This is a genomic window from Pseudonocardia xinjiangensis, from assembly GCF_050948425.1.
Classification (GTDB): domain Bacteria; phylum Actinomycetota; class Actinomycetes; order Mycobacteriales; family Pseudonocardiaceae; genus Pseudonocardia; species Pseudonocardia xinjiangensis.
On sequence record NZ_CP192009.1, the window covers coordinates 4,091,888 to 4,118,311 of the forward strand.

Consider the following 26,424-nt stretch of genomic DNA (forward strand, 5'->3'; position numbering starts at 1 on the left):
CCGATCGGGGGATCCGGAACCTCTGGGCCGCCCCGGTCGTCAGACCTTATCGTGGCGACGATGACCTCCGGTACCGATGCCGCCGGGCAGCCCGCGGACCAGCGCGAACACCGGCTGCAGAAGCTCGCGGCTACGCGTGCCGGGCACGGCGTCCCCTACCGCTACCCCACCGACACCACGGCCGCCGGGATCCGGGCGGCCCACCAGGGGCTGGCTCCCGACACGTTCACCACCGACCACGTGCGCATCGCGGGCCGGGTGGACCTGGTCCGGCGCCAGGGCGGCCTGAGCTTCGCCGTGCTCCGCGACCGGACCGGCACCGTCCAGCTGTTCGTCGACACCACCGTGCTGGGCGCCGACCGCCACCGCGACTTCGACGAGCTCGACCGGGGCGACTGGGTCGGCGTCGAGGGCACCGTGATGACCACGCGGCGCGGCGAGCTCTCCGTCTGTGTGCAGGCCTTCGACCTGCTGGGCAAGGCGTTGCTCGAGGCCCCCGACAAGCACCACGGCCTCACCGACGTCGAGACCCGCTACCGGCAGCGCTACGTCGACCTCGCCGCCAACGAGCGCACCCGTGAGATCTTCCGCATCCGGCACACCACCATCCGCGCGATCCGCCGGTACCTGGAGGACCGCGACTTCACCGAGGTCGAGGGCCCGGTGCTGCAGACCATCCAGGGCGGCGCGTCGGCCCGGCCGTTCGTCACCCACCACAACGCGCTCGACCTCGACATGTACCTGCGCATCGCGTTGGAGCTGCATCTGAAGCGGCTGATCGTGGGCGGGCTGGAGCGGGTGTTCGAGATCGGCAGGGTGTTCCGGAACGAGGGGATCGACACCCGGCACAACCCCGAGTTCACGATGCTCGAGGCTTACCAGGCCTTCGCCGACTACCACGACATGATGGACCTCGTCGAAGGGATGATCACGACCGCGGCGCGGGAAGCGCTGGGCGGTGCGGACGGCACCGGCGAGCTGGTGGTGCACTACGGCGGGCAGGCGATCGATCTCGGAGCCGGGCCGTGGCCGCGGGTCCGCTTCGCCGACATGATCGCCGAGAAGACCGGCGCCACCATGCACCCCGGCATGCCCGTCGAGGAGGCCAGGGCCGTGCTCGACGGGCTGCACATCCCGTACGACCGCAGCTGGGGCCCCGGGCGGCTGATGAAGGAGGTCTACGACGAGAAGGTGCAGCACGACGTCGTGGGACCCGTCTTCTGCATCGACTACCCGCACGAGGTCTCCCCGCTGGCGCGGGTCCACCGGGACGATCCCGACTACGTCGAGCGCTTCGAGCTGATCGTCGCCGGGTTCGAGCTCTGCAACGCCTACTCCGAGCAGAACGACCCGGTCGAGCAGCTCGCGGCCTTCGAGGCGGAAGCGCGCGCGAAGGCCGGTGGCGACCCCGAGGCGGGCGACATCGACCTCGACTACATCCGTGCCCTGGAGCACGGGATGCCGTGCACCGGGGGTCTCGGCGTCGGGATCGACCGCCTGGTCATGCTGCTGGCCAGCGTCGACTCGATCCGTGAGGTGATCCTCTTCCCGACGCTGCGCCCGGAGTTCGCCGCCCCCGAGGGCGCCGGACCCCGGGGTGCGCCGCGTCCGGTGCTGCGCCCCACCCCGGTGGCGGCCGACCGCGTGCCCGCGGACGGCCCGGCCGCGGACGGAGCACCGGAGTCCGGGCCGCTCGTGGCGCTGCCCGACCTGGCGCCTGCGGCCCACCCGATCGCAGCACCGCAGCGGCCCCCCGAGCGTGGCAGGCGCGTCGTGCAGGTCATCGCGGTGCTCACCGCGCTGGGCGGGGTGCTGCAGCTGCTCGCCCAGATCCCGATCGTGCACGCCCGGCTCGACGGCCGCGAGGACGCGATCGACCAGCTGTGGCTCCCGGTGGCGGGGCACGTCGTCTCGGTGATCGTCGGCCTGCTGCTGATCCTGCTGGCCGACCAGCTCGCCAAGCGCAAGCGGCTGGCGTGGCGACTGGCCCTCGCGCTGTTCACGGTGGGCGGCCTGGCGCACATGGCCAAGGGGCCGCACCCGGTGGCGGTCACGATCTGCGCCGGAATGCTGGTGGCGCTGGTGTGGCACCGGGACCTGTTCCGGGCCCCGCCCGACCCCCCGTCGCTGCTGCGCCTGGTCCGGTTCGTGCCCGTCTACCTGGCGGGCGTGCTCGCGTTCGGGTTCGTCGCGCTCGCCGTGGAGCGCGATCACCTCGACCCGGACCTCACCTTCGGCGGCGGGCTCGTCACCGTCCTCGGCGGGCTCGTCGGGGTGGACGGTCCCTACACCTACCGCTCGCCGTTCTTCGCCGCCTTCTTCCCCACCGCGCTGGTGGCGCTCGGCGTCGCCGGGCTGCTGGTGTTCGCGGTGCTGCTGTTCCGGCCACTGGTGGGCAGGCGCCCGCACACCGAGAGCGACTGGGAGCACGCCAACCGGCTCGTCCGCACCTACGGCTGGGACACCCTCGCCTACTTCTCGCTCCGCGACGACAAGAGCTTCTTCTTCTCCTCCGACGGCGAGGCCGTGCTCGCCTACACCTACCTCGGCGGCTACGCGCTGGTCTCGGCCGACCCGATCGGCTCCCGCGAGTCGGTGGTCCAGGTGCTCGACGAGTTCCTCGCCACCTGCGAGGAGCGGGCCTGGAACCCGGCGTTCCTCGCCGTCCGCGAGGCCAGCATGCCGCTCTACGCCTCCCGCGGGTTCTCCAGCTTCTACCTCGGTGACGAGGCGATCCTCGACTGCGCGCGGTTCACCCTCGAGGGCGCGGGGCGCAAGAGCCTGCGGGCCGCGGTCCGCCGCGTCGGGCGCAGCTACCGGTTCCAGCTGATCGCCGAGTCCAACGCGCCTGCGCGGCTGGTCGGGCAGCTCAACGCGATCAGCGAGAAGTGGCGGGGCAAGGCGCCGGAGCGCGGGTTCACGATGTCGCTGTCGCAGGACGTCACCGGGGCCGGGGCGAACCCCGAGTTCCTGCTCTGCGTGGCCCTCGACGAGGACGGCGTCCCGGGTGGGTTCCTGCGCGTGGTGCCGGCGTACGGATCCGAGTTCGGCTACACGCTCGACGTGATGCGCCACGACCCGGACGCCCCCAACGGCATGACGGAGTTCCTCATCGCCTCCACCGCGGCGGCGCTCGGGGAGCGCGGCGTGCGGAGGCTGTCGATGAACTTCGCGATGTGGGGGCGGCTGTTCGCCGACGACATCCCGTTCAGTCCCGCGCAGCGCGCGGCCCGCTGGGCGGTGGGCGTGCTCAACCCGTTCTTCCAGATCAAGTCGCTGCACGACTTCAACGCCAAGTTCGACCCGGAGTGGATGCCCCGGGTGCTGGCCTACCGCCGCCGCATCGACCTGCCGCGGGTCGGCCTGCTCTACGCCGGCGCGGAGGGCTTCCTCGCCCTGCCCGTGATCGGCGAGCTCCTGGTGCCGAAGGCCGTCGGCGGTGTGACTGCACCGTCCGCACCGGGGGGCGCAGCCGGGACGAACGCCGCCTGATCGGCCGGGCCCCGGGAGCCGGACCGTCGAATGCAGGTCGGCGACCCCGTGGGTGAAGGCCCCCAGCACCGTCGCATTGCGCCGGTTGCGACCCTCCTGTTCACGAAACGATTCTTCCGCGATTCGTGACGGAAGCGGAATTCGGTCGGATCCGACACAACTTTCACGGGAGGTTCCGCTGTGCTTCCCACACATCTCGGTCGGGCTGCCCGTCAGGAAAGCAAGATCGGCCGTCGTGACCGAAATGACACGCCGCCGCCTCCTCGGGTCCGCAGCCGGAGCCGCCGCTGCGGCGGCCGCGACGGCCCTGATGCCGCCCAGCGTCCAGCGCGCGCTCGCGGCGACGCCGCCTGCCCACGGCGCGCCCGGCGACATCGAGCACGTCGTGCTGCTGATGCAGGAGAACCGCTCCTTCGACCACTACTTCGGCACGCTGTCGGGGGTCCGCGGCTTCGATGACCCGCACGCCGCGTCACTGCCGAGCGGCAAGTCCGTGTTCTACCAGCCCGACGCCGCCAATCCTGCGGGCTACGCCCTGCCGTTCCACCTGGACACACACGCCACGAACGCTCAGAAGATCCCCTCCACATCACACGCATGGCAGGTCCAGCACGACGCGCTCAACGGCGGGAAGATGGACAACTGGCTGCCCGCGCACCGCAAGGCAGACGGCAGGAACGGCCCTTACGTGATGGGTTACCACACGCGCGCCGACCTGCCGTTCCAGTTCGCACTGGCCGAGGCGTTCACGGTGTGCGACGCCTACCACTGCTCGGTGCTCGGCCCGACCTGGCCGAACCGGATGATGTGGATGACCGGCACCATCGACCCCGACGGTGATCACGGCGGCCCCATCCTCGACAACAACGCGCCGCGTGATGGCTACACCTGGACGACCTACGCCGAGCGGCTCACCGCGGCAGGTGTCAGCTGGCGGGTCTACGAGCAGGACGACACGTACGGATGCAACATGCTGGAGAACTTCAGCACGTTCCGGCGCGCGGCCACGAGCTCCCCGCTCCACGTCAACGGGCTCACCCACCGGCCCGAGGGTCAGTTCGAGTACGACGCGCGCCATGACCGGTTGCCTGCGGTCTCCTGGATCATCTGCACCAGCTCGGCCTCGGAACACCCGGACCACACGCCCGCCGAGGGCGCGGCCTTCGTCGCGAGCAAGATCGACGCCATCGCGTCGAATCCCGACGTATGGGCGAAACCGTGTTCATCCTGAGCTACGACGAGAACGACGGCCTGTTCGACCATGTCATCCCGCCGGTGCCACCGGACGGGACGCCTGGCGAGTTCGTCACGAAGACCTCGCCCGGCGGCACTCCGGGCAACGGGCTGCCGGTCGGGGCGGGCTACCGGGTTCCGGCGATCATCGTCTCGCCGTGGACGGCCGGTGGCTGGGTGTGCAGCGAGCCCTTCGACCACACCTCCACCCTGCAGTTCCTCGAGAAGGTGACCGGGGTGCGCGAGCCGAACATCTCGGACTGGCGCCGGGCGACGTTCGGGGATCTGACCTCGGCCTTCCGGTTCACCGACCAGGTGGCGGATCCGCCGACGCTCCCCGACACCAGCGGCCCGCTCACCCTCTCGCGCTACGAGATCGCGAACCTGCCGGCGCCGGTGTTCCCCGGCACCGGCCAGAAGCCGCCGACGCAGGAACCCGGTCAGCGCCCCCGCACACCCCGCGAGAGCTGACCGACGGGGTCAGGCCGCGGCGGCCCCGGCCACGGCCGCCACCGCCGTCGTCGTCCGCGCCGACGAGCGGGCCAACGCGGTGGTGGCCGCCACCATCACGGCGACGAGCACGACGATCAGTGCCCACTCCGCGCCGTCGGACCGCAGCTGCTCCTGCAGCACCACCGTGCCGACCACCACGGCCACCACCGGCTCGCCCACGATCATGGTCGGCAACGACGCCCCCAGCTCGCCCGCCTGGAACGCCGACTGCTGCAGCAGCGTGCCCGCCACGGACACGACGACGAGCGCGTAGGTCTCCCAGCTGGTCAGCACGGCCAGGAGGCCCTCGTCCAGCTGCCCGACGACGCCTTTGGTGAGCGCCGCCGCCACCCCGTAGCAGAGGGCGGTGGCGGCGGCGAGCAGCATCGCCCGCGTCGCGCCCCGGCTGCGGGCCGCGGCCACCACACAGACCACGAACAGCCCGGCCAGGGCGGCACCTGTCGGCAGCCAGTCCCGCCACGCGGCCCGGTCGACCCCGGCGGTGGGGTTCCCGGCGACCACGAACACCGCCAGCGACACCGCGAGCAGCACGGCCCAGACCCAGTCCGACCTGGCGAGCGTGCGGCCCGCCCAGGCCGCACCGAGCGGCAGCGCGAAGAGCAGGGTGGTGACGAGCAGCGGCTGCACGAGCAGGAGCGACCCGAAGCCCAGCGCGGCGGCCTGCAACAGGTAGCCGCCACCGTCGCCGACGATCCCGGCCCACCAGGCCGGGCGGTGGACCAGCACGCGGATCAGGCCGAGGCCACGCGCGCTGTCGTGCGGCACGGTGGCGGCGGAGCGCTGCTGGGCGACCGTGGAGACCGCGAAGAGGGCCGAGGCCAGCAGCGCCAATCCCGCCGCGAGAACCGTCACCGGCCACATCCTGCCCGCTCCGGCTCAGAGGCGCGGGCGCTGGAACAGCCGCGACAGCACGACCGCGCTGCGGGTGCGGTTCATCTTGGCGTTGCTCCGGATCAGCTCGATCACGTCCTCGAGCTCGGCCATGCTCCCGGCCATGACGTGCACGAGCGCGTCGGCGTCGCCGGTGACGCTCCACACGCCCACGACCTGAGGGATGGTCGAGAGGTTGGTCTCCAGCTCGGACTTGAGGACGTTCCCGTCGTAGTAGAGCTCGACGTAGGCCTCGGTGTTCCACCCGAGGGCGGACGGGTCGATCACCGCGGTGAACCCGGCGATCTCGCCACGGGCCACCATCTGGTCGACCCGGCGTTTCACGGCCGGGGCGGAGAGGTTCACCTGCCGGCCGATCGCCTGGAAGCTCGCGCGTCCGTCGGCGAGCAGGATGCGGATGATCTCCCGGTTGGTGGCGTCCATCGCGACCTTTCGGATCCTGCGTCGGCGGACCGGATTCATCAATCGGACACAAGAACGGCGCGGGAATCGAGGGCATCCACCCTACCGCGCAGCCGGGCGCCCTCCGGTTCGCGCGCCCGGGGCGCCGCAGGTGGCGCCCCGCGGGAGCCCACCTACCATCAAGGAGTGGCCCGACCCGCACTTCTGCACCGACTTCCCGCGACGCCGCCTGCTCTGATGCGCCGGCTCGCGATCGCCGCCGTCGTCGCGCAGGCGGGCATCGCGGTCACCGGCTCCGTGGTCCGCGTGACGGGTTCCGGCCTCGGCTGCCCGACGTGGCCGGAGTGCTTCCCCGGCAGCCTCGTGCCCACCCCCCACCCCGAGGTCGCCGAGCTGCGACAGTGGATCGAGTTCAGCAACCGGCTCCTCACGATCGCCGTGGTGCTGGTCGCCGGCGCCTGCCTGATCGCGGCGCTCGCCACCCGCCCGCGGCGGGCGCGGCTCACCCGGCTCGCGCTGGTCCAGCCGCTCGGCGTGGTCGCCCAGGCCGTGATCGGCGGCATCACGGTGCTCACCGGTCTGGTCTGGTGGAGCGTCTCGGTCCACTTCCTGGTCTCGATGGTGCTGGTCTGGCTGGGGGTGCAGCTGGTCGACGCCGCCACCGACGGCGACGGCCCACCGCGACGGACCGTCGGCAGCGCCGTCCGCGGACTCGTGGCCACGAGCACCGTCGTGCTCGCGGCGCTGCTCGCCGCAGGCACGCTCGTCACGGCCGCCGGCCCGCACGCCGGCGACGCGGCCACACCGCGGCTCGGCATCGGCGTGCCCGCGGTCGCGCAGCTGCATGCCGACCTGCTCTTCGCCTACCTCGGGATGCTCGTGGCGCTCGGGTTCACCCTCGCGGCCGTCGAGGCGCCACGGGCGCTCCGCAGGCGGTACGCCGCGCTCATCGTCGCCGTGGTGGCCCAGGGCGCCCTCGGGGGCATCCAGTACGCACTCGGTGTCCCCGAGGCGCTGGTGTCGCTGCACGTGCTCGGGGCGGCGCTCGTCACGGTCGGGGCCGCCGCGCTCTGGTCCGGCACCACCGAGCGACCGCAGCTCACCTCGCCCACCGCACCCGCCACCCCCGCCCCCGGAACCGGCGCCCCCGAACCGGCGCTGGCCGGTGCACCACTGCCCGCGCGCGAGGCATGATCGGCCGATGCACGCCATCCAGATCAGCAGCGCCGGCGGCCCGGAGGTCCTGACCCCGGCCGAGCTGCCCGATCCCGAGCCGGGTCCGGGCGAGCTCCTCGTCGACGTCGCTGCCGCCGGGGTCAACTTCATCGACATCTACCAGCGGGGCGGCACCTACCCGATGCCGATGCCGTACGTGCCGGGGCTGGAAGGCGCCGGCCGGGTGCTGGCGCTCGGCGACGGAGTCACCGGGTTCGCCGTCGGCGACCGCGTGGCGTGGTCCGAGGCGCTCGGCAGCTACGCCGAGCGGGTCACCGTGCCGGCGGAGAAGGCCGTGTCCGTGCCCGACGACGTGCCCGACGACGTGGCGGCCGCCGTGCTGCTGCAGGGGATGACGGCCCACTTCCTCGTCCACGACACCCATCCCGTACAGCCCGGCGAGAACGTGCTGGTGCACGCCGCGGCAGGCGGGGTGGGGCTCCTGCTCACCCAGTTCGCGGCGGCCCGCGGCGCCCGCGTCATCGCCACCGTGTCCACGGCCGAGAAGGAGGAGCTCGCCCGCGGGGCCGGGGCGGCCGAGGTGATCCGGTACACCGAGGTCGACGACCTCGCCGCCGAGGTCAGAGCACTGACCGGCGGCACGGGCGTCGTCGCCGCGTACGACAGCGTCGGGCGCACCACGTTCGACGCGAGCCTGGCGAGCCTGCGCCGTCGCGGGATGCTGGTGCTCTTCGGCGCCTCCAGCGGTCCCGTGCCACCTGTGGACCCCCAGCGGCTCAACAGCGCCGGCTCGCTGTTCCTCACCCGGCCGAAGCTCTTCGACTACGTCGCCACCCGCGAGGAGCTGACGGCCCGTGCTGGCGCCGTACTGGCCGCCGTCGCCGACGGCACCCTCGACGTCCGGATCGGGCATCGCTACCCGCTCGCCGACGCCGCCACCGCCCACGAGGACCTGCAGGCCCGGCGGACCACGGGGAAGCTGCTCCTGCTCCCCTGACCGCCTCCTTCACGCCCGCGAGTCGCCCGCTCCACACCCGCGAGTCGCCCATTCCGTGTCCGCGAGTCGCCCGTTTCCTGCTGCGGGCGGCCGCGGTGACAGCGATGTGGTCCCGTGTCGCTGTTCCAGGGCGGCCCGCTGCCGCGACATGTGTCCATGACGCGGCCGGGGCGCCGCCCGTCCTCGCGGTCAGCGGGGTCAGCGGGGTCAGAGCAGCCCGACCTCCTGCAGCACGGCCTCGCTGCGGTCCAGCGAGCCGAGATCGGCGAGGTCCACGTCCGGCGGGGAGAGCGCAGCCAGTGGCCCGAGGTCGAAGGGCCGGGTCGGGGTCACCCCGTCCCGCACCGGGTACTCGCCGGTCGCGTCCACGAAGTACTGCTGGGCCTGCCGGGACAGCAGGAACGCGACCGCCCGCCGGGCCGCCTCCGGCTGGTCGCTCGATGCGACCACTCCTGCCGCCGCCACGTTCACCAGGCCGAGCGGGTCGTCCGCGACGTAGTGGTTGCGCACGGGGTAGCCGGCGGGGTCCAGGTCCGCGGTCTTCCGGAACAGGTAGTAGTGGTTCACCAGGCCCGCGTCGATCGTGCCCGCCGCCACGGCGTCCAGGATCGCGCCGTTGCCGTCGAAGCGCTGGGGCCGCTGCGCGGCGAACGCGGTGAGCCACCGGCGGGCGCCCTCCTCGCCCCGGACGAGCCGCAGGCCGGTGACGAAGGACAGCCACGAGGCGTTGGCCGGCGCGTAGCCCAGCCGCCCCGTCCACCGCGGGGCGAGCAGGTCGTCCAGGCCGGTGGGCAGGTCGGGCTCCGGGACCAGGTCCGGGTTGTAGGCCACGACCCTGGCGCGGGCCGTGACGGCCACCCACGTGGAGTCGGCGGCTCGGTAGCGCGCCGGCACCGGCGCCACGACGTCCGTGGGCAGCGGCACGAGGAGACCCGCACCTCCGAGGCTGCCCAACGCGCCGGCGTCCTGGCCGAAGAACACGTCGGCGGGCGAGCCGGAGCCCTCCTGCAGCAGCTGCGCGGCCAGCTCGTCGGTGCTGCCGTAGCGGACCGTCACGTCACCGCCGACCGCGGCCTCCAGCCGCTCGAGCAGCGGGGCGACGAGCTCCTCGCTGCGTCCCGAGTAGATCGTCAACGGGTCCTCCGCCGACGGCCAGATCTGCCCCGGGACGCCTGCGCAGCCGGCCAGGAGGGCGAGCACCACCACACCCACCACGCCGAACCGGTTCCGCCGCGGGAGCAGGGGTCGTCGATCCATTCGGCGCCTCTCCGTCGATGCGGAGCCGGAGACTATCGGGCGGGGGTGTGATCACCGGAAGCCGTGCTAGACATCGATGGTGACGGAGACCCCGCAGACACCCAACACGGCATTTCACGACCTCCAGGACTACGTGGCGCTCCCCCGCCTCAGCGGGCTCGCGCTGTCCGCCGACGGCACCCGCCTCGTCACCACGGTGGCGGCCCTCGTCCCGGAGAAGAACCGGTACCGCCCGGCGCTGTGGGAGGTCGACCCCACGGGAGAGCGGCCCGCGCGCCGGCTCACCCGCGGCCCGACCGGCGAGTCCTCCCCCGTCTTCACCCCCGACGGCGACCTGCTGTTCACCTCGGCGCGGCCGGACCCCGACGCGACGGAGCAGCCCGCCGACGCACCGCAGGCGCTGTGGCGACTGCCGGCGAACGGCGAGGCGCACGTGGTCGGCACCCGGCCCGGCGGCATCGGTGCTCCCGTGGTCGCCCGGGAGGCCGGCACGGTCGCCGTCACCTCGATGACGCTGCCGTCCGCCGTGACCGCCGACGACGACGAGAAGCGACGCAAGGAACGGCGCGAGAAGAAGGTCGACGCGATCCTGCACGCCGGCTACCCGGTGCGGCACTGGGACCACGACCTCGGCCCGGACGAGCCCCGGCTGCTCGTCGGGGCGCCCGGCGCGCTGCAGGGGGAGGGGTCCGTCGACTGGCAGGACCTGACCCCGGCACCCGGCCCGGCCCTGCTCGAGACGAGCCACGACATCACCCCGGACGGCACAGCGGTCGTCACCTCGTGGCAGCTCGCCGAGCCCGGCGGGTCGCTGCGCAGCATTCTCGTGGTGATCGACGTGGCCACCGGGGAACGGCGGGTGCTGGCCGACGACGCAGGCCACGAGTTCGGCCACCCGGTGATCAGCCCCGACGGCACCCAGGTGGCGTGCCTGCGGGAGTCGCTCTCCACGCCCACCTCGCCCGCCGACTTCCGGCTCGTCGTGCTTCCGCTCGCCGGCGGGGTGGCGCGCGACGTGGCGCCCGGCTGGGACCGGTGGGTCTCCGACGTGCGCTGGACGCCCGACGCCGCGGCGCTCGTCGTCACCGCCGACGACGGCGGCCGCTCCCCCGTCTTCCGGATCGACCTGGGGGACGGCACCCTCACCCGCCTGACCGGCGACCACGGCGCCTACACCGACCTGCAGGTGTCGCCGGACGGCCGGTACGTCTACGCGCTGCGCAGCGCCGTCGACCACCCGCCGGCGCCCGTCCGGCTCGATGCGGCCGCCGCGGACCAGCAGCCCGTCGCGCTGCCCGGGCCGGTGCAGTCCCCCGTGCTCCCCGGCACGCTCACGGAGGTGCACGCCACCGCCGCCGACGGCAGCCCGCTGCGGTCCTGGCTCGTGCTGCCCGACGGCACCACGGACAGCTCTCCTGCGCCACTGGTGCTGTGGGCGCACGGCGGCCCACTGGGCAGCTGGAACGCCTGGCAGTGGCGCTGGAACCCCTGGCTGATGGCCGCCCGCGGCTACGCGGTGCTCCTGCCGGACCCTGCCCTGTCCACCGGGTACGGCCTCGACTTCATCGCCCGCGGCTGGGGCCGGTGGGGTGCGGAGCCCTACACGGACCTCATGACGATCACCGACGCCGCCGTCGACCGCCCCGACATCGACGGCGACCGCACGGCGGCCATGGGCGGCTCCTTCGGCGGGTACATGGCGAACTGGATCGCCGGACACACCGACCGGTTCCGGGCGATCGTCACCCACGCCAGCCTGTGGGCACTCGACCAGTTCGGGCCCACGACCGACGCATCCTTCTACTGGGTGCGCGAGATGACGCCGGAGATGGCCGAGCACAACAGCCCGCACCACCACGTCGACGCCATCGTCACCCCGATGCTCGTCATCCACGGCGACAAGGACTACCGGGTACCGATCGGCGAGGGCCTGCGCCTGTGGTGGGACCTGGTCTCCCGGCACGACGGGGACCCGGCCGATCTTCCCCACCGGTTCCTGTACTTCCCGCAGGAGAACCACTGGATCCTCTCCCCTCAGCACGCCGTCGTCTGGTACCAGACCGTCACCGCGTTCCTGGACCACCACGTGCTGGGCAAGGACTGGCAGACGCCCGACCTCCTGCGCTGACCCCTCCGGCCTGACACCGCTCGCCACGACGGCATCACCCGGATCCGCGAACGGGTGATGCCGTCATTGCGCCGACTGCCGCGTTCCCGCACGTGGACGATGCACCAAGTGGTCCGACGGCCGGGAAAGCTCAGCGCAACGGTGCCTGCTGCCCTTGCGCGGGCGAGCGCCCGCGAGTACGCCTCCAAGAGAAATCGAGGAGGAAACGAAATGGGTGGCAACAAGATCGTCGTATACAAGGAGCCCGGCGTGGTCTCGGTCGAGGACCACGATCCACCGAAGCTCGAGGTCCCAGCCGACGTGGCGAAAGCGAAGGGCTTGACGCAGAAAGCCCCACACGGCGTGATCCTGCGCAATGTCGCCACGAACATCTGCGGTTCCGACCAGCACATGGTCCGCGGGCGCACCACCGCCCCGCCCGGTCAGACACTCGGCCACGAGATCATGGGCGAGATCGTCGAAAAGGGGGACGACGTCCAGTTCCTCGAAGTCGGTGACATCTGCTCCGTGCCGTTCAACATCGCCTGCGGGCGCTGTCGCAACTGCAAGGAGGGCCAGACCGGCGTCTGCCTGAACGTCAACCCCGCCCGGGCCGGGTCCGCCTACGGGTACGTCGACATGGGCGGCTGGGAGGGCGGCCAGGCGCAGTACGTCATGGTGCCGTTCGCCGACTTCAACCTGCTGAAGATTCCCGACCGGGAGCAGGCGATGGAGAAGGTCCTCGACCTCACGATGCTGTCGGACATCTTCCCGACCGGGTACCACGGGGCCTACACCGCGGGCGTGACGACCGGGTCGACGGTCTACGTCGCGGGTGCCGGACCCGTCGGCCTCGCCGCGGCGTACTCGGCGCAGCTGCTCGGCGCGGCCGCCGTCATCGTCGGTGACCGCAACGCCGACCGGCTCGCGCAGGCGCGCTCGTTCGGCTGCGAGACGGTGGACATCACCGAGGACGCCTCGCTGGAGGACCAGATCGCCGAGATCCTCGGCATACCCGAGGTGGACTCCGCCGTCGACGCCGTGGGCTTCGAGGCCAGCGCACCCGGGAAGAACGCGGGGGAAGCCCCGGCCACCGTGCTGAACTCGATCATGTCGATCACGCGGGCGGGCGGCAAGCTCGGCATCCCCGGCCTCTACGTCACCGGCGATCCCGGTGCACCGGACGAGGACGCGAAGACGGGCACGCTCAAGGTGCGGCTGGGGCTCGGCTGGGCGAAGAGCCACTCCTTCACGACCGGGCAGTGCCCGGTGATGAAGTACAACCGCCAGCTCATGATGAGCATCCTGCACGACAAGGCCCACATCGCCGACGCGGTCAACGCGACGGTGATCCCCCTGGACGACGCGCCCCGCGGCTACCAGGAGTTCGACCAGGGCGCGGCGCGCAAGTACGTGCTCGACCCGAACGGGATGATCCCGAAGGCGTCGTAGTAGGAGGGTGCTGGACAACTCCGCCCGTAGCGAGCGGTGATCCAGGTGGTGGCATCGCCAGGCGGAGGAGGGGCGGATACCGCTGTTGTATCGGGCCCGACGACAACGCCGCGAGGGCGCCGCCTGGGCGCCGCGCAGTAGGGCCGAGTTGTTCAGCGCGCTCCTCAGCTCCGGGCTAGATCGGAACGGCCACCCCTGCGGCGGCCAGCAGTTCACGGCGGTCGGGGCCGGGCACCGCATACTGCGGTGCTCCTGCCCCGGCCGCCAGCACGCGCTCGACCATTCCCGGCCTGCCGAGCACCTCCTGCGGCAGCGCCTGCATCGAGGCGATGTCGAGCAGCGCGCGCAGGACGTCGGGGTCGCGGCGGGAGCCCGCGGCCAGGGCCTTGGAGGTCGTCCAACCGCGGTCCGCGGGCGCGTACGGCACGCCGCAACGATCGGCGTCGATCTCGGCGAGGCGGTGGCGGTCGCTGCCGATGGTGGTGCGGTACCACGGCTCGAGCACCGCGGCCGTCGCCTCGGCCCAGCGCCGGGACAGCTCTGCGGGACCCTCGCCGTCCGCGGCCCGCACCACGTCACGCAGCACGACCGCGTGCATCACCGCCATCGACATCCCGCGTCCGACCGACGGGTTGGTGCAGGCCCACGCGTCGCCCACGGGAAGCACCCCGGTGACGACCGGCCGCCCGCCGGTCACGTAGTGCCGGATGCGGTCCTCGATACCGGCCATCACCCGCACGTCGCCCAACGGTTCGGCCTCGAGCCACTCCGCGCTCGCCGGGAAGCACCGGGCCACCGCGTCCCACCGGTCGGCGTCCCGCAGGACACGCAGATCCTTGTCCCGGGCACTGGCCGCGAACGTGACGCTCCAGGTCCCGCGGTCCGACGGCAGGGTCAGGATCGACACCGAGTTGTAGGCCTGGTTGACCGTGCCCTGTAGCGCAGGGAACGGGCCGTCGGCGCGGAAGAAGCGGGCGAAGTACACGAATCCGCTGTCCTCGCGCTCCTCTGCGGGCGCGACGCCGCCCGACACGTCGAGGAGCGCAGGCATCGTGGACCGCCGCCCGCCGGCGTCGACCACCAGGTCGGCACGTACCTGCTCGCCCTCCGAGGTGGCCACCCCGACGACGCGAGGCACGCCCGTACGGTCGGGCGTGTCCGTCAGCACGCCCCGCACGACCACTCCGCGGCGGACCGTCACCCCCGGCTGCGCCTCCGCGGCCCGGGCCACGACGGCCTCGAGCACGGGGCGCCGCACGGCGAGCGCGACGTAGCGGTCGTCGCCGTCGCGGCGGCCCCCGGTGATCGACTCCGGCAGCTCGTCCACGACGTCGTACTCCTCGGCACCCCCGGTGAGGAGGGCGGCGGAGACGGCGGGCAGCTCGGTCTCCAGCAGGTCCCGGAACCGCGGGAGTGCGAAGTGCGGCAGGTGGAACTGCGCGATGCCGCGCCGGTCCCACTCCTCCCACGCCGCCGCCGGCTCCGGAGGCGCCACCGGGTCACGTTCCAGGACGGTCACGCGGTGGCCGTCCTGCGCCAGGAGCATGGCCGTGGACAGACCGGCCACACCGGCGCCGACGACGAGAACGTGCAGGGACGCGGGCACCAGTTACCTCCAGGGACAGCGGCCTCGGGCGAACCGCCCGACAGAGGTCGAATGTCACGACGACCTCGTGCCAGAGGCTACGGCCGCTCGTGCGGTTCCCGGCCATGCGAAACCGAGAGATCGATCACCGATTCGGTGACCTGATCGGTCAGAAATGCAGTACCGGCAAACCGACGGCAGCATCCACCGCGATTGCGGCGAAGAGCACACACAGATACATGTTGGACAGATGGAAGAGCTTCATCGGGGACACGTCGCGCCCCGCGGCGACCCCGGCGTGGAGCCGGTGGGCCCGGTAGACGAACCACGCACCCCCGAGCACCGCCACGCCCGCGTAGATCCAGGACGTGGCCGGCAGCAGCAGCAGCGTCCAGGCCACCATCACCCACGAGTACGCGACGATGCGACGCGAGACCTGCACCGGCGTGGCCACCACCGGGAGCATCGGCACCCCGGCGGCCGCGTAGTCGTCGCGGTAGCGCATGGCGAGCGCCCAGAAGTGGGGTGGGGTCCAGAAGAAGATCACACCGAACATCACCAGCGCAGGCCACTGCACGGACCCGGTGACCGCGGCCCATCCGATCACCACGGGCATGCAGCCCGCCGCGCCGCCCCACACGATGTTCTGGGACGTGCGGCGCTTGAGCAGCAGGGTGTAGACCAGCACGTAGAACGCGATGGCGGCCACCGACAGCCCGGCAGCCAGCCAGTTCGTGGTGAGCCCGAGCCACACCGCACTGAGCGCCCCGAGCGCGAGCCCGAAGATCAGCGCGTTGCGCGGGGGCACCTGACCCTTCGCGAGCGGGCGCCGAGCGGTCCGCTTCATCACCGCGTCGATGTCGGCGTCGACCACGCAGTTGAGCGCGTGGGCGCTCGCCGCGGCAGCCGCTCCACCGAGGAGGGTGGCGACGATCAGCCACACCGACGGGATGCCCCGCTGGGCCAGGAACATCGCCGGCACGGTGACGACGAGCAGCTGCTCGATGATGCGGGTCTTCGTGAGCCCGAGGTAGGCCAGCACCGTGGCCCGGGCGCGGTACAACGCGGCCCGGAGACCCGGGACAGGCGGCACCTGCGACGCCCCCTGCTGGGACACGGGCACACTCACCGGCAACCTCAATCCGCGTGGTGGGACGATTGGACACACCGAGTTCTACGGCCTGTCGATGATAACCGGGGGCATGCGGGGCCACACTCGCGGGTAGACCGAGCGGGCACCGTAATGACAGTGATCACCCCAGTCGCCGCGCCGTCGGTAGGCTGACGCACAAGCCTGATGCGCTGAGGCGTACCGCGCCTGCGCCCCCATTTCGATACGTAGGGAAGTGCCGTGGCCGACAACGACATCGAGACACTCACCCGAGCCCATCTGCCCGCCGACTGGAGCGATCTGGACCGGCGCACCGTCGACACCATCAGAGTCCTCGCCGCCGACGCGGTGCAGAAGGTGGGCAACGGCCACCCCGGCACCGCGATGAGCCTCGCGCCCCTCGCCTACACGCTGTTCCAGCGGGTGATGCGGCACGACCCGACCGATCCGGACTGGATCGGCCGCGACCGCTTCGTGCTCTCGGCGGGCCACTCCAGCCTCACGCTCTACATCCAGCTCTACCTCGCCGGCTACGGCCTGGAGCTCGACGACCTCAAGGCCCTGCGCACCTGGGGCTCCAAGACCCCTGGTCACCCCGAGCACCGCCACACCGTCGGCGTGGAGATCACCACCGGGCCGCTGGGGCAGGGCCTCGCGTCCGCCGTGGGCATGGCCATCGCCGCCCGCCGCGAGCGCGGTCTGTTCGACCCGGAGCCGGCGCAGGGCGAGAGCCCGTTCGACCACCAGATCTACGTGATCGCCTCCGACGGCGACATCGAGGAGGGCATCACCTCCGAGGCGTCGTCGCTCGCCGGGCGCCAGCAGCTGGGCAACCTCACGGTGATCTACGACGACAACAAGATCTCCATCGAGGACGACACCACCATCGCGCTGTCGGAGGACACCGCGAAGCGCTACGAGGCCTACGGCTGGCACGTGCAGGTCGTCGAGGGCGGGGAGAACGTCGCCGACATCGAGGCCGCGCTGGAGAACGCCAGGGCCGAGACGACGCGCCCGTCCTTCATCCTGCTGCGCACCATCATCGGCTTCCCCGCGCCCACCAAGATGAACACCGGCAAGGCGCACGGGTCCGCGCTGGGCGACGAGGAGGTGGCCAAGGTCAAGGAGATCCTCGGCTTCGACCCCGCGCAGACGTTCCAGGTCGAGGACGACGTGCTCGCGCACGCCCGCAAGGTCATCGACCGAGGCCGCGAGGCCCACCAGGCCTGGACCACGAAGTACGACGACTGGGCCGCGCGGGAGCCCGAGCGCAAGGAGCTGCTGGAGCGCATGCTCGGGCGCGACCTGCCGGTGGGCTGGGAGAAGGCGCTGCCCAGCTGGGAGCCCGACGCCAACGGGCCGGCCACGCGCAAGGCGTCCGGCGAGGTGCTCAAGTCCCTCGCCGACGTGCTGCCCGAGCTGTGGGGCGGCTCGGCCGACCTCGCCGAGAGCAACAACACCACGATGGAGGGCGCCGACTCCTTCGGCCCCGAGGCCTCCGCCACGAAGATGTGGAACGCCCACCCCTACGGCCGCACGCTGCACTTCGGCGTCCGCGAGCACGCGATGGGCGCCATCCTCAACGGCATCGCCCTGCACGGCCCCACCCGCCCCTACGGCGGCACGTTCCTGACGTTCAGCGACTACATGCGCCCGGCCGTCCGGCTCGCGGCGCTGATGCAGTCCAGCGTCATCTACGTGTGGACGCACGACTCGATCGGTCTCGGCGAGGACGGGCCGACCCACCAGCCCATCGAGCACTACGCGGCGCTGCGCGCGATCCCCGGCCTCGCGTTCCTCCGGCCCGGCGACGCCAACGAGACCGCCTACGCCTGGCGGGCGGCGCTCGAACGCCCCGAGGGCCCGAAGGGCCTCGCGCTCACCCGGCAGAACCTGCCCGTGCTGGAGGGCACGTCGTACGAGGGCGTCGCGCGCGGCGGCTACGTGCTGGCGGAGGCGTCCTCCGGCGAGCCGCAGCTGATCATCATGGCCACCGGGTCCGAGCTGCAGATCGCCGTCGACGCCCGCCGGGTGCTCGAGGCCGACGGGGTGCCCACCCGGGTCGTGTCGATGCCGTGCGTCGACTGGTTCGTCGAGCAGGACGACGAGTACCGCGAGTCGGTGCTGCCCACCGCGGTCAAGGCCCGGGTCAGCGTCGAGGCGGGAATTGCGCAACCCTGGTACCGGTTCACCGGGGACGCGGGCGAGATCGTCTCCATCGAGCACTACGGGGCGAGTGCCGACTACAAGACACTGTTCCGCGAGTTCGGTTTCACCACCGAGAACGTCGTCGCGGCCGCGCGACGCAGCCTGGCGAAGACCTCCTGAGGAGCAGAACACCATGAGCAACGACCGGCTCGGCGCCCTGGCTGACGTGGGCGTCTCCATCTGGCTCGACGACCTGTCGCGGGAACGCCTCCAGACCGGCAACCTGCGCCACCTCATCACCGACAAGCACGTCGTCGGTGTCACCACCAACCCCACGATCTTCGCGAGCGCACTGGCCAACGGGGAGGCCTACGACCAGCAGGTCCGCGAGCTCGCGGCCCGCGGCGCCTCGGTCACCGACGCGATCCGCGAGATCACCGTGGCCGACGTCCAGCAGGCGTGCGACGTGTTCAGCGGCACCTGGGAGACCACCGGCGGCATCGACGGCCGGGTCTCCCTCGAGGTCGACCCCGGCCTGGCCCGCGACACCGAGGGCACCGTCGCGCAGGCGAGCGACCTGTGGAAGGCCGTGGACCGGCCCAACCTGCTGGTCAAGATCCCGGCCACCGAGCAGGGGCTGCCGGCCATCACCCGTGCGCTCGCCGAGGGCATCAGCATCAACGTCACCCTCATCTTCTCGGTGGAGCGCTACCGCGCGGTGATGGGCGCCTACCTCGAGGGGCTGGAGCAGGCCGCCGCCAACGGCCACCAGCTCGCCGGTATCGCGTCGGTGGCCAGCTTCTTCGTCTCGCGTGTCGACACGGAGATCGACAAGCGGCTCGACGCCGTCGGCACCGACGAGGCGCTGGCGCTGCGCGGCAAGGCCGGCATCGCCAACTCCCGCCTCGCCTACGCCGCGTACGAGAAGGTGTTCGCCGGCGAGCGCTGGGAAGCCCTCGCCGCGAAGGGCGCACGGGTGCAGCGGCCGCTCTGGGCGTCCACGGGCGTCAAGAACCCCGACTACCCCGACACGATGTACGTCACCGAGCTCGCCGTCGCCGGCACGGTCAACACGATGCCGGAGAAGACGCTCGACGCCGTCGCCGACCACGCCGAGGTCCACGGCGACCGCGTGAGCGGCACCGCGGGCGAGGCGCAGCAGGTGTTCGACGAGCTCGAGCGCGTGGGCATCGACCTCACCGACGTCTTCCTGACGCTGGAGAACGAGGGCGTCGACAAGTTCGAGAAGTCCTGGACCGAGCTCGGCGAGACCGTCGGCCACCAGCTCGAAGGAGCACGCTGACCACGTGACCGCACGACTGCTGTCGTCCGTTTCGCCGCAGGCCGACGTGGTCGAGCGGCTCGTCGGTGACGCCGTGGCGTCCCGGATCGCCGAGTGCGACCCCACGTTGTGGCCCCGTGCCGCGCGGCCGGGCTGGGTCGTGGCGCCACGGACGTCGCGGCCGCTGGTGGGCCAGATCGAGGCGCTGCGCGAGCAGCTGCGGGTCGCGGGGCAGGTACGGGTCGTGCTGGCCGCCGCGGGAGGGGTCGGGGTCGCCGCCGAGGCGCTCTCCGACGCCGACCCGCGGCTGATCGTGCTCGACACCACCGACCCGGCCCAGGTCGCCGACGCACTCGCCGGCGACCTGGCGGCCACGGTGCTCGTCGTGTCCGTGCCGCCGGGGGAGGATCCGGCGCCGGCGCAGCTCGTGCGCGACACCGTGCACCGCGCGTTCCGGGCCGACGGGCTCGACCCGGACGAGCACACGGTCGTCGTCACCGCCCCCGGCGGCCCGCTGCAGGAGCAGGCCGGCGCAGCCACCGTCGTGCTCGGCCCGGCCGACGTGGACGGGCTGTGGGCGGCGCTCACCGCGTTCGCTCTGGTTCCGGCCGGGCTCGCCGGCACCGATGTCGGCGCGGTGCTCGCCGACGCCGTCGCGGCCCGCGCCGAGCTGGCCGCCGACGACCCGGCCAACCCGTGCCTGACCCTCGGCGCGCTGCTCGCCGACGCACCGGTCGTCGCGCTCGCCGAGGACGGTGCGCCCGGTCTCGCCGAGTGGGCCGCCCAGCTCGTCGGGGGTGGCCTGGGCAAGGACGGGCGCGGCCCGCTGCCGGTGGTGGTGGAAGGCCCGGACGCCCCGGAGTGGGCCGACCCCGAGTCGGTCCGGCCCGGCACCCTCACCGCGGGCCTGGGCGAGGTGCCCGGGGCCGCGGTCACCAGCGTGGGACCGCCCGCCGCCCAGCTGGTGCTGTGGCAGCACGCCACCGCCGTGGCGGCACATCTGATGGGCGTCGACCCGACCGACCGGCCCGACTCCGACCGCGGCCCGGCCGGGCAGAACGGCAGCAGCACCCCCGGCACCGGCGCCCACTTCACCGACGGGGACGTCGACGTCCACGCCGGGCCGTGGCTCCCCACGGGCACCAGCACCGTCGCCGAGGCGCTGCGGGCTCTCGTGGGCACCGCGGAGGCGGGCGCGCACCTCACTGTCCACGCCTACCTCGACCGGCTCGACGACGCCTCGGCCGCGGTGCTGCGGCCCGAGCTCACCCGCCGCACCGGACTCCCCACCACCTTCGGCTGGGCGCCCCGCTGCCTGCCGGGCGGCGGGCAGCGCGACAAGGGCGGCCCCGCCGACGCCGTCGTCTGCCAGCTCACCGGCGACGCGGAGCCCGACCTGCCCGGGGAGCTCGCCGAGCTCCAGCAGGCGCAGGCCCGCGCCGACGCCGAGGCGCTGGCCGAGCGGGGCCTGCCGGTGCTGCGACTGCACTTCACCGATCGGGTGGCGGGCCTCGTCACACTGGCCAGGGCGGTGCAACAGCTGTAGACCAGGCTGGCACACGGCGTGAGCCGGCGTCGGCCGGCGGCGCGTTCCACCGACACTTCCACCCGGCACCACCGAATACCGAACTGCCAACATCGAGAACTGGGAGACACCGATGGGAACCCGCACGATCGGGGGCGGCCAGTGGACCAACCCGCTCCGGGATCCGCGCGACAAGCGGCTCCCGCGGATCGCCGGACCGTGCAGCCTGGTGATCTTCGGGGTCACCGGCGACCTCTCCCGCAAGAAGCTCATGCCCGCCATCTACGACCTGGCCAACCGCGGTCTGCTTCCGCCGGGCTTCGCCCTCACGGGTTTCGCGCGCCGTGACTGGGACACGCAGGACTTCGGCCAGATCGTCTACGACGCGGTACGCGAGCACGCCCGCACGCCCTTCCGGCAGACGGTCTGGGACCGGCTCTCCGAGGGCTTCCGGTTCGTCCCGGGCAGCTTCGACGACGACGACGCCTTCGACCAGCTCGAGAAGACCGTCCGCGACCTGGACCGGGTGCGCGGCACGGGCGGCAACCACGCCTTCTACCTGTCGATCCCGCCGGGCGCCTTCCCTGTGGTGCTCAAGCAGCTGTCCCGTTCCGGGCTCTCCGCCCAGGACGGCGACCAGTGGCGGCGCGTGGTGATCGAGAAGCCGTTCGGGCACGACCTCAAGTCGGCGATCGAGCTCAACGAGATCGTCAACGACGTCTTCCCCGAGGACTCGGTGTTCCGCATCGACCACTACCTCGGCAAGGAGACGGTGCAGAACATCCTGGCGATGCGCTTCGCCAACCAGCTGTTCGAGCCGGTCTGGAACGCCCACTACGTCGACCACGTGCAGATCACGATGGCCGAGGACATCGGCCTGGGTGGCCGCGCCGGCTACTACGACGGGATAGGAGCCGCCCGCGACGTCATCCAGAACCACCTGCTCCAGCTCCTCGCGTTCACCGCGATGGAGGAGCCGACGTCGTTCTCCTCCGACGAGCTGCGCAGCGAGAAGATCAAGGTCCTCAACGCCACGAAGCTCGTCGGCCCGCTCGACGAGACCACCGCACACGGGCAGTACACCGGCGGCTGGCAGGGCGGCGAGCTCGTCAAGGGGCTCAAGGAGGAGGAGGGCTTCGACCCGAACTCCAACACCGAGACCTACGCGGCCATCACCTGCGAGATCGACACCCGGCGCTGGGCGGGCGTCCCGTTCTACCTGCGCACCGGAAAGCGGCTCGGGCGCCGCGTCACCGAGATCGCGGTGATCTTCAAGCGCGCCCCTCACCTGCCCTTCGACGCGACGATGACCGAGGAGCTCGGGCAGAACGCGTTCGTGATCCGCGTGCAGCCCGACGAGGGCGTCACGATGCGGTTCGGGTCGAAGGTGCCGGGCAGCCAGATGGAGGTCCGCGACGTCACGATGGACTTCGGCTACGGCACCGCGTTCACCGAGGCCTCCCCCGAGGCCTACGAGCGGCTGATCCTCGACGTCCTGCTCGGCGAGCCGTCCCTCTTCCCGGTGAACGAGGAGGTCGAGCGGTCCTGGGAGATCCTCGACCCGGTGATGGAGCACTGGGCCGCCGACGCCAAGGGGCCCGACCCGTATGCCGCAGGCAGCTGGGGCCCGGAGTCGGCCAACGCGATGCTGGCACGCACCGGGCGCACCTGGCGCAGGCCGTGAACTCCGAACGATCCGTACCCGGGAGCTGGACATGATCGTCGACCTGCCGTCGAGCACCACCTCGGCGGTCAACAAGAAGCTCGTCGAGCTGCGCGAGAGCAACGGCGTGCTGGCGCTGGGCCGCGTGCTCACCCTCGTGATACTCACCGACGACGGCAGCTCCATCGAGGGCGCCATCGAGGCCGCGAACGCCGCGAGCCGCGAGCACCCCTGCCGGGTGATCGTGCTCGCCCGTGGTCAGCGCAGGGCCGCGCCGCGGCTCGACGCGCAGATCCGGGTGGGCGGTGACGCGGGCGCCAGCGAGGTCATCGTGCTGCGCGGCTACGGCCCGCTGGCCTCCGAGGAAGCCGGCGCGGGCATGGTGATGCCGCTCCTGCTCCCCGACGCGCCGGTGGTGGCGTGGTGGCCGGGCGAGGCCCCGGCCATCCCGTCGCAGGACGCGGTCGGGCGCCTCGCCCAGCGCCGGATCACCGACGCGCTGTCGTCCAAGAACCCGCTCAAGGCCTTCGAGCAGCGGCGGGCCCACCACGTGGCGGGCGACACCGACCTCACGTGGACACGGCTCACGTCGTGGCGCGCGTTGCTCGCCACCGCGCTCGACGCGCCTCCGCACGAGGACGTCACCGGCGCCACCGTCGCGGGGGAGGCCGTGTCACCCTCCACCGACCTGCTGGCCGGCTGGCTGGCGGTCCGGCTCGACGCGCGGGTCAAGAGGTCCCCCGCCGAGGCCGGCCCCGGCCTGGTGTCGGTGCGGCTGGACCGGCGGTCCGGTCCGGTCGAGCTGCTCCGCCCGGACGGGAAGATCGGGAGCCTGCGCCAGCCCGGCCAGCCCGACCGGCTCGTCGCCCTCGCGCGCCGCGAGGTGCGGGACTGCCTCGCCGAGGAGCTGCGCAGGCTCGATCCCGACGAGATCTACGGCGCCGCGCTCGCGGGGGTCGGGCGGGTCACCCGGGGCCGGGCGCCGGTCAAGATTCCCGCCGTGACGGCCGGTTCCTGATGGCCACCCCGGACATCGCGGTCCACTCGCACCCCAACGTGCTCGCCGCGGCTGCCGCGGCGCGGCTGGTGACCAGGCTGGTCGACCTGCAGGCGGCAGGCAACACCCCGAAGATCGTGCTCACCGGCGGCACCACCGGTGTCGCGGTGCTGGGGCAGATCCGGGCCAGCGTGGCACGCGACGCGGTCGACTGGAGCCGCGTCGAGTTCTACTGGGGCGACGAGCGGTTCGTGGCCCCCGACGATCCGGAACGCAACGAGAAGCAGGCCCGCGACGCGCTGCTCGACCACATCCCGGTCGACCCGGCGAAGGTCTTCCCGATGGGTGCCGACACGGGCAGCGGCCCGAGTGGCGCCGAGGCCGCCGCGCAGGAGTACGCCGAGGTGCTGGCCCGCGCGGCCCGGCCGGAGGACCACGGTCCGGTCCCGTCGTTCGACGTGCTGATGCTCGGCATGGGCGAGGAGGGCCACACGGCGTCGGTGTTCCCGCACTCCCCCGCCGTGTACGAGACCGAGCGTTCGGTGGTGGCCGTGCACGGTTGCCCCAAGCCACCGCCCACCCGCGTCTCGCTCACCCTCCCGGCGATCCGGCGCGCCGCCGAGGTCTGGATCATGACCACCGGCGAGGCGAAGGCCGCGGCGGTGGCGATGGCGCTCGGTGGTGCGGGCGAGGTCGCGATCCCGGTGGCCGGAGCACGGGGACGGCGGCGCACGCTGTTCCTGCTCGACCGGGCCGCCGCGTCGAAGCTCCCCCGGGACCTGGTGCCGCCGATCGCGTGACCGGCACGCGCCGGTTCCGTGCGCACCCCGGAGGTGCCCGTGTTCCACGTGATCGTCGACGGTGCGAACGTCGTGGGCTCGCGCCCGGACGGCTGGTGGCGCGACCGGCCCGGTGCCGCGCGCAGGCTCGCCGGGAAGCTGTCGGCCGCGCTCACCGCCGGTCCGGCGCTGCTGGCCCAGGGGCTGGGCCGGGAGGCCGCCGACGAGGACGTGCGGGTGCATCTCGTGCTGGAGGGTGCCGCGGCACAGGTCGAGGACCTGCCCTCCCATCCGCTGCTGGACGTCGTACACGCGCCGGCCGACGGTGACTCGGCGATCGCGGCGCTGGCCGCCGATCTCGCCGTCGAGCCGGTGCTCGTGGTGACGGCCGACCGGGGGCTGCGTGCCCGGGTGCGCTCCACCGGTGCGGGAACCGTCGGCCCGGAGATGCTGCTGCGCACGCTGCCCGGCTGACCGCGCTCCGCGGCCAGGGGGTGTCCTACCCCGCTCAGGCCTTCCGACGCGACGCCCGCGTGGCAGCGGCGCTGTTGCCCACCGCGGTTCCCACCACGGACCGGCGCGGCAGCGGGCTGGAGTACACGACGCTCGTCGTCACGGCACCGAGGGCGGAGATGCGCCCGGTGACCTCCTCGAGGTGGCGCATCGACCGGCTGCGGACCGTCAGCACGAAGCAGTCCTCACCCGTGACGTGGTGGGCTTCGGTGATCTCCGGGGTGGTGGCGAGCAGGTCCCGGAACGGCTTGTAGTTCCCGTGCGGGTAGCGCAGCCGCACCAGCGCGGTGATCAGCAGCCCGAGCTTCTCCGGGTTCACCTCGGCGGTGTAGCCGGTGATCACCCCGGACTCCTCCAGCCTGCGCACCCGTTCGGTGACGGCACTGGCCGAGAGCCCCACCAGCCGGCCCAGATCGGCATAGCTCGCCCGGCCGTCACGCTGCAGCGCTTCCAGCACGCGCCAGTCCACCTCGTCGAGGGATTCCACGGCCACCCTGCGACGGTACCGTCCGTTTCGTCCGGAGAACCCGTAGGGTCGATTTCGTTGCCGGGGAAACACCGGTGAATTCCGTGCTTGACCGTGGTTCGCCCATTCACCAGGGGGTGCGCGGTGCCTACCGTCCCGGTCATGAGCATCGATCACGTGGCGTTCTTCACCGCGCGCCTGACGTTCCAGACCGATGTGGCCGACGTGCAGACCGCGCTCGCCACGGATCACCCCGGCTTCGTGCTCGTCGACTCCCGGGGCGCTCCCGCGTGGGACCAGGGCCGGATCCCCGGCGCCGTGCACCTGCCCACCGCCCTCGTCCCGGAGCGGGCGGCCCGGCTGCTCGACCCGGCCGTGCCGGTGGTGACGTACTGCTGGGGCCCCGGGTGCAACGGCGCCACGAGGGCGGCGCTCGCCCTCGCCCTCCTCGGGTACCGGGTGCGGGAGATGATCGGCGGCATCGAGTACTGGGTCCGGGAGGGCTTCCCGGTCGTCACGGATGCCGGTACGACCGCCGGGACACCCGACCCGTTGACGGTGACCTGTGGTTGCTGATCGGTGGCTGCCCGAACGGCCAGTGGACCTTGCCCCGGCGAGCGGCGCGCAGGTGCCCACGACGGAACTGGTCGACGAGTTCATCACCCCGCTCGTCAGCGCGTCCCGGCTGCACAACGCCCGCGCCCGGAGCGGTCCGATCGACCCGAACCGCGCCACCTGGTCAGGCGATCCGGCACAGGGGAACGCCCGGCGCATCGCTCCTCCCGGGCCCCTCCTGGACCGAGAGGGCCCGGTGCTCGACGCCGGAGAGGCCGCC

The 26,424-nt window shown here is 72.6% G+C and carries 19 protein-coding genes and 1 pseudogene; 14 read left to right on the forward strand and 6 right to left on the reverse strand.

Annotated features, from left to right (window positions below):
- Window positions 1–60 precede the first annotated feature (60 nt).
- Entirely contained in the window at window positions 61–3,492 is a 3,432-nt protein-coding gene (gene lysS, locus ACQPZA_RS19270; protein ID WP_433272418.1) for a lysine--tRNA ligase, read from the forward strand.
- Between the two features lie 394 nt (window positions 3,493–3,886).
- Window positions 3,887–5,196: pseudogene (locus ACQPZA_RS19275) on the forward strand (alkaline phosphatase family protein).
- Between the two features lie 9 nt (window positions 5,197–5,205).
- Here ACQPZA_RS19275 and ACQPZA_RS19280 read toward each other — a convergent pair.
- Entirely contained in the window at window positions 5,206–6,090 is an 885-nt protein-coding gene (locus ACQPZA_RS19280) for a DMT family transporter (RefSeq protein ID WP_433272420.1), read from the reverse strand.
- Window positions 6,091–6,114: 24 nt separating this feature from the next.
- On the reverse strand, window positions 6,115–6,552 hold the full coding sequence (locus tag ACQPZA_RS19285; protein ID WP_169400227.1) for an Lrp/AsnC family transcriptional regulator: 438 nt from the start codon (window positions 6,550–6,552) through the stop codon (window positions 6,115–6,117).
- Between the two features lie 165 nt (window positions 6,553–6,717).
- Here ACQPZA_RS19285 and ACQPZA_RS19290 point away from each other — a divergent pair, with 165 nt between their 5' ends.
- Both ACQPZA_RS19290 and ACQPZA_RS19295 read left to right on the forward strand, forming a co-directional pair.
- On the forward strand, window positions 6,718–7,725 hold the full coding sequence (locus ACQPZA_RS19290; RefSeq protein WP_433272422.1) for a COX15/CtaA family protein: 1,008 nt from the start codon (window positions 6,718–6,720) through the stop codon (window positions 7,723–7,725).
- Window positions 7,726–7,732: 7 nt separating this feature from the next.
- Window positions 7,733–8,704 (forward strand): quinone oxidoreductase family protein, encoded by a 972-nt coding sequence (locus tag ACQPZA_RS19295; protein ID WP_433272424.1) that lies wholly within the window; start codon window positions 7,733–7,735, stop codon window positions 8,702–8,704.
- Between the two features lie 207 nt (window positions 8,705–8,911).
- On the opposite strand, the gene ACQPZA_RS19300 is transcribed toward ACQPZA_RS19295, so the two are convergent.
- A complete protein-coding gene (locus ACQPZA_RS19300) occupies window positions 8,912–9,961 on the reverse strand; it encodes an extracellular solute-binding protein (protein ID WP_433272426.1) in 1,050 nt (349 codons plus the stop codon).
- Window positions 9,962–10,037: 76 nt separating this feature from the next.
- On the opposite strand from ACQPZA_RS19300, the gene ACQPZA_RS19305 reads away from it, so the two are divergent.
- Both ACQPZA_RS19305 and fdhA read left to right on the forward strand, forming a co-directional pair.
- Window positions 10,038–12,089, forward strand: a complete 2,052-nt coding sequence (locus ACQPZA_RS19305) for a prolyl oligopeptidase family serine peptidase (protein ID WP_433272428.1) — start codon at window positions 10,038–10,040, stop codon at window positions 12,087–12,089.
- A gap of 210 nt (window positions 12,090–12,299) precedes the next feature.
- Entirely contained in the window at window positions 12,300–13,520 is a 1,221-nt protein-coding gene (gene fdhA / locus ACQPZA_RS19310; RefSeq protein ID WP_433272430.1) for a formaldehyde dehydrogenase, glutathione-independent, read from the forward strand.
- A gap of 175 nt (window positions 13,521–13,695) precedes the next feature.
- Here fdhA and ACQPZA_RS19315 read toward each other — a convergent pair whose 3' ends face one another.
- Together ACQPZA_RS19315 and ACQPZA_RS19320 are read right to left on the reverse strand one after the other, a co-directional pair.
- Window positions 13,696–15,126 carry an FAD-dependent oxidoreductase gene (locus tag ACQPZA_RS19315; protein WP_433272432.1) on the reverse strand — a complete coding sequence of 477 codons (1,431 nt, stop codon included), beginning with the start codon at window positions 15,124–15,126 and terminating at the stop codon, window positions 13,696–13,698.
- Between the two features lie 148 nt (window positions 15,127–15,274).
- Entirely contained in the window at window positions 15,275–16,198 is a 924-nt protein-coding gene (locus tag ACQPZA_RS19320) for a heme o synthase (RefSeq protein ID WP_433282879.1), read from the reverse strand.
- Window positions 16,199–16,456: 258 nt separating this feature from the next.
- Here ACQPZA_RS19320 and tkt point away from each other — a divergent pair, with 258 nt between their 5' ends.
- The 7 genes from tkt (at window position 16,457) to ACQPZA_RS19355 (ending at window position 25,084) form a co-directional block, all read left to right on the forward strand.
- Window positions 16,457–18,544 (forward strand): transketolase, encoded by a 2,088-nt coding sequence (gene tkt / locus ACQPZA_RS19325; protein WP_433272434.1) that lies wholly within the window; start codon window positions 16,457–16,459, stop codon window positions 18,542–18,544.
- A 13-nt stretch (window positions 18,545–18,557) separates the two neighbouring features.
- A complete protein-coding gene (gene tal, locus ACQPZA_RS19330; RefSeq protein ID WP_433272436.1) occupies window positions 18,558–19,667 on the forward strand; it encodes a transaldolase in 1,110 nt (369 codons plus the stop codon).
- Between the two features lie 4 nt (window positions 19,668–19,671).
- Entirely contained in the window at window positions 19,672–21,192 is a 1,521-nt protein-coding gene (locus ACQPZA_RS19335) for a glucose-6-phosphate isomerase (RefSeq protein WP_433272438.1), read from the forward strand.
- A gap of 112 nt (window positions 21,193–21,304) precedes the next feature.
- Complete coding sequence (gene zwf, locus ACQPZA_RS19340) at window positions 21,305–22,855, forward strand: glucose-6-phosphate dehydrogenase (protein WP_169399603.1); 1,551 nt, start codon at window positions 21,305–21,307, stop codon at window positions 22,853–22,855.
- Window positions 22,856–22,886: 31 nt separating this feature from the next.
- Complete coding sequence (gene opcA, locus ACQPZA_RS19345; RefSeq protein ID WP_433272440.1) at window positions 22,887–23,852, forward strand: glucose-6-phosphate dehydrogenase assembly protein OpcA; 966 nt, start codon at window positions 22,887–22,889, stop codon at window positions 23,850–23,852.
- Window positions 23,852–24,631: a 6-phosphogluconolactonase gene (gene pgl, locus ACQPZA_RS19350; RefSeq protein ID WP_433272442.1), complete on the forward strand. Its 780-nt coding sequence runs from the start codon at window positions 23,852–23,854 to the stop codon at window positions 24,629–24,631. The genes opcA and pgl overlap by 1 nt, the downstream gene beginning before the upstream one ends.
- Before the next feature lie 18 nt (window positions 24,632–24,649).
- Complete coding sequence (locus ACQPZA_RS19355) at window positions 24,650–25,084, forward strand: hypothetical protein (RefSeq protein WP_433272444.1); 435 nt, start codon at window positions 24,650–24,652, stop codon at window positions 25,082–25,084.
- A 34-nt stretch (window positions 25,085–25,118) separates the two neighbouring features.
- Here ACQPZA_RS19355 and ACQPZA_RS19360 read toward each other — a convergent pair whose 3' ends face one another.
- Complete coding sequence (locus tag ACQPZA_RS19360; RefSeq protein WP_169399839.1) at window positions 25,119–25,616, reverse strand: Lrp/AsnC family transcriptional regulator; 498 nt, start codon at window positions 25,614–25,616, stop codon at window positions 25,119–25,121.
- A gap of 135 nt (window positions 25,617–25,751) precedes the next feature.
- Between ACQPZA_RS19360 and ACQPZA_RS19365 the strand changes: the two genes are divergently transcribed.
- Complete coding sequence (locus tag ACQPZA_RS19365; protein ID WP_433272446.1) at window positions 25,752–26,165, forward strand: rhodanese-like domain-containing protein; 414 nt, start codon at window positions 25,752–25,754, stop codon at window positions 26,163–26,165.
- The last annotated feature ends 259 nt before the right edge of the window (window positions 26,166–26,424 follow it).

Coding starts and splice junctions, on each gene's coding strand:
- ACQPZA_RS19285 (WP_169400227.1), bottom strand. CDS start 6,552: ATGGACGCCACCAACCGGGAGATCATCCGCATCCTGCTCGCCGACGGA.
- zwf (WP_169399603.1), top strand. CDS start 21,305: ATGGGAACCCGCACGATCGGGGGCGGCCAGTGGACCAACCCGCTCCGG.
- ACQPZA_RS19295 (WP_433272424.1), top strand. CDS start 7,733: ATGCACGCCATCCAGATCAGCAGCGCCGGCGGCCCGGAGGTCCTGACC.
- ACQPZA_RS19365 (WP_433272446.1), top strand. CDS start 25,752: ATGAGCATCGATCACGTGGCGTTCTTCACCGCGCGCCTGACGTTCCAG.
- fdhA (WP_433272430.1), top strand. CDS start 12,300: ATGGGTGGCAACAAGATCGTCGTATACAAGGAGCCCGGCGTGGTCTCG.
- lysS (WP_433272418.1), top strand. CDS start 61: ATGACCTCCGGTACCGATGCCGCCGGGCAGCCCGCGGACCAGCGCGAA.
- ACQPZA_RS19300 (WP_433272426.1), bottom strand. CDS start 9,961: ATGGATCGACGACCCCTGCTCCCGCGGCGGAACCGGTTCGGCGTGGTG.
- ACQPZA_RS19305 (WP_433272428.1), top strand. CDS start 10,038: ATGGTGACGGAGACCCCGCAGACACCCAACACGGCATTTCACGACCTC.
- opcA (WP_433272440.1), top strand. CDS start 22,887: ATGATCGTCGACCTGCCGTCGAGCACCACCTCGGCGGTCAACAAGAAG.
- tal (WP_433272436.1), top strand. CDS start 18,558: ATGAGCAACGACCGGCTCGGCGCCCTGGCTGACGTGGGCGTCTCCATC.
- pgl (WP_433272442.1), top strand. CDS start 23,852: ATGGCCACCCCGGACATCGCGGTCCACTCGCACCCCAACGTGCTCGCC.